4 protein-coding genes are annotated in these 2,069 nt (G+C 66.0%); all 4 read left to right on the forward strand.

The annotated features are described in order from the left end of the window. Positions 1-127: PPE family protein, SVP subgroup (locus WBF82_RS05130; protein ID WP_424382014.1), on the forward strand; the 127-nt coding region annotated here is incomplete at its 5' end. Beyond that, positions 127-429, forward strand: coding sequence for a hypothetical protein (locus WBF82_RS05135; RefSeq protein WP_424382012.1), 303 nt, complete (start codon positions 127-129; stop codon positions 427-429). The genes WBF82_RS05130 and WBF82_RS05135, both read left to right, overlap by 1 nt. Positions 430-498: 69 nt before the next feature. Then, on the forward strand, positions 499-798 hold the full coding sequence (locus WBF82_RS05140) for a PE family protein (RefSeq protein WP_424080443.1): 300 nt from the start codon (positions 499-501) through the stop codon (positions 796-798). Between the two features lie 17 nt (positions 799-815). Beyond that, positions 816-2,036 (forward strand): PPE family protein, encoded by a 1,221-nt coding sequence (locus WBF82_RS05145; RefSeq protein WP_424382013.1) that lies wholly within the window; start codon positions 816-818, stop codon positions 2,034-2,036. The last annotated feature ends 33 nt before the right edge of the window (positions 2,037-2,069 follow it).

Here is a 2,069-nt window from a genome sequence, read left to right on the forward strand (position 1 = left end):
AACCTCCAATGCACTTCTCAACGGGATGCCAATGAGCAACGCCGTCAACGGCCGGCGCACCAGCGGCTTCGTCGTCCGATACGGCTTCCGCCACGCCGTCATGCCACGCCCACCATCGGCCGGATAATGCAGTCACCGGTTTCGGGCGAACTGAACGCCGCGCCATTGCAATTGGTCGCTGCCGGCACCCGTACCGACAGCCCTTTATCCGCGACAAGATTTTTATCCGCCGCGGACAATGCGCGGCTTCCGCTGCCGACCAATCAAGCGTCCGCGACGGTCGGCGAAACCGGCGTGTTCACGCAGATCGCGACACCGCCGACGGACAACCAAATTCATGATGAACACCTGGTACCGGCGGATGAACAGTGGCGGTATAGGCGTGAACAGTTGGCCTCGTCAGGGCGTTGTCCAACCGTGACCATCTAACCTTTTATCAGACGGCCTTCGTCATGTCTGAAGGTCGAAAAACTTACGGTTATTGAGGAGGAAAACCGGATGTCGTTCGTGACCACGCAGCCGGAAGCATTGTCGGCAGCGGCCGGCAGCCTGCAGGGGATCGGCTCAGGGGTGAACGCACAGAATGCCGCAGCGGCGGCCCCGACCACCGGGGTGGTTCCCGCTGCCGCCGACGAGGTTTCGGCGCTGACGGCGGCGCAGTTCGTCGCGCACGCCCAGCTGTATCAGGCGGTCAGCGCGCAGGCCGCGGCGATTCACGAGATGTTCGTGAACACGCTGGGCACCAGCGCCGGGTCCTACGCAGCCACCGAGGCCGCCAACGCGGCTGCGGCTCTCTAGGGGGGACGAGACTAGTGGTGGATTTTGGGGCGCTACCGCCGGAAATCAACTCCGCCCGCATGTATGGGGGTCCGGGTTCGTCGTCGCTACAGGCCGCCGCATCGGCCTGGAACGGGATTGCCGCCGAATTGAATTCGGCCGCAACCGGATACGACAATGTGGTGACACAGCTGGTCAGTGACGCGTGGATGGGGCCGGCGTCAACGTCGATGGCGAGCGCCGCGCAACAGTATGCGTCGTGGATGAGCACTGCCGCCACCCAGGCCGAGCAAGCGGCGACCCAGGCCAGGTCGGCCGCCGCCGCCTACGAGCAGGCGTTCGCCGCGACGGTGCCACCGCCGCTGATCGCCGCCAACCGTGCCGAGACCGCTGCGGCGACGCAGGCCAACGTTTTCGGTCAGTACACCCCGCTGATCGCGCAACTCGAGGCGCAATACGGTGAGATGTGGGCGCAAGACTCCGCGGCAATGTACGCCTACGCGGGTCAGTCAGCGGCCGCCGCCCAGGTGACGCCGTTCGCCTCCCCGGCGGCGACGACCAACCCTGCCGGGACGGCCGCTCAAGCCGGCGCGGTCAATAGTGCCGCCGCCACATCCACCGCATCGAGCACCCAGAACATCTTGTCGCAGCTCACCTCGTCGCTGCCGACCTCGCTGCAAGGCCTCGCCTCGCCCACCGCGGCGGCCACCACGACCGACCCACTGACGTCGCTCTTCAACTTCATCTTCGGGACTACCGCCCTCCCGACGTCGCTGTCAGGGTTGGTCAACGATTACGCGCCCTACGCGAGCTTCTTCTACAACACCGAGGGTCTGCCTTACTTCAGCATCGGTATGGGCAACAACTTTATTCAGATCGCGAAGACCACGGGTCTGCTCAGCGGTCCCGCTGCGGCCGCCGCGGCCCCTGCCGCAACCGGCGGCTTAGGTGGCCTTGGCGGCATGCTGGGCGGTGGCGGCGGCGGTGCTGTCGGTTCAGGAGTGGCCGCCAATTTGGGCAGTGCCGGTGCGGTCGGCAAATTGGCGGTGCCGCCGTCATGGATCGGCGGGGCTCCGTTGGCGGCCCCGCACGCACCGCTCGCGATCAGCAGCGTCAGCGCCGCCCCGGAAAGCGGCGGTGCCGGAAACCTGCTAGGCGGTATGCAACTGGCGGGTACCGGCATGGGGCAGTTAGGCGGCTCCGGTCCGCGGTACGGGTTCAAACCCACGGTGATGGCCCGCCCACCGTTTGCAGGCTGATCGCCTAATTCGTTAACTCAACGGCGTTCGCGC

It is taken from the genome of Mycobacterium sp. (assembly GCF_049673265.1).
Taxonomy (GTDB): domain Bacteria; phylum Actinomycetota; class Actinomycetes; order Mycobacteriales; family Mycobacteriaceae; genus Mycobacterium.

Coding starts and splice junctions, on each gene's coding strand:
- WBF82_RS05135 (WP_424382012.1), top strand. CDS start 127: ATGCAGTCACCGGTTTCGGGCGAACTGAACGCCGCGCCATTGCAATTG.
- WBF82_RS05140 (WP_424080443.1), top strand. CDS start 499: ATGTCGTTCGTGACCACGCAGCCGGAAGCATTGTCGGCAGCGGCCGGC.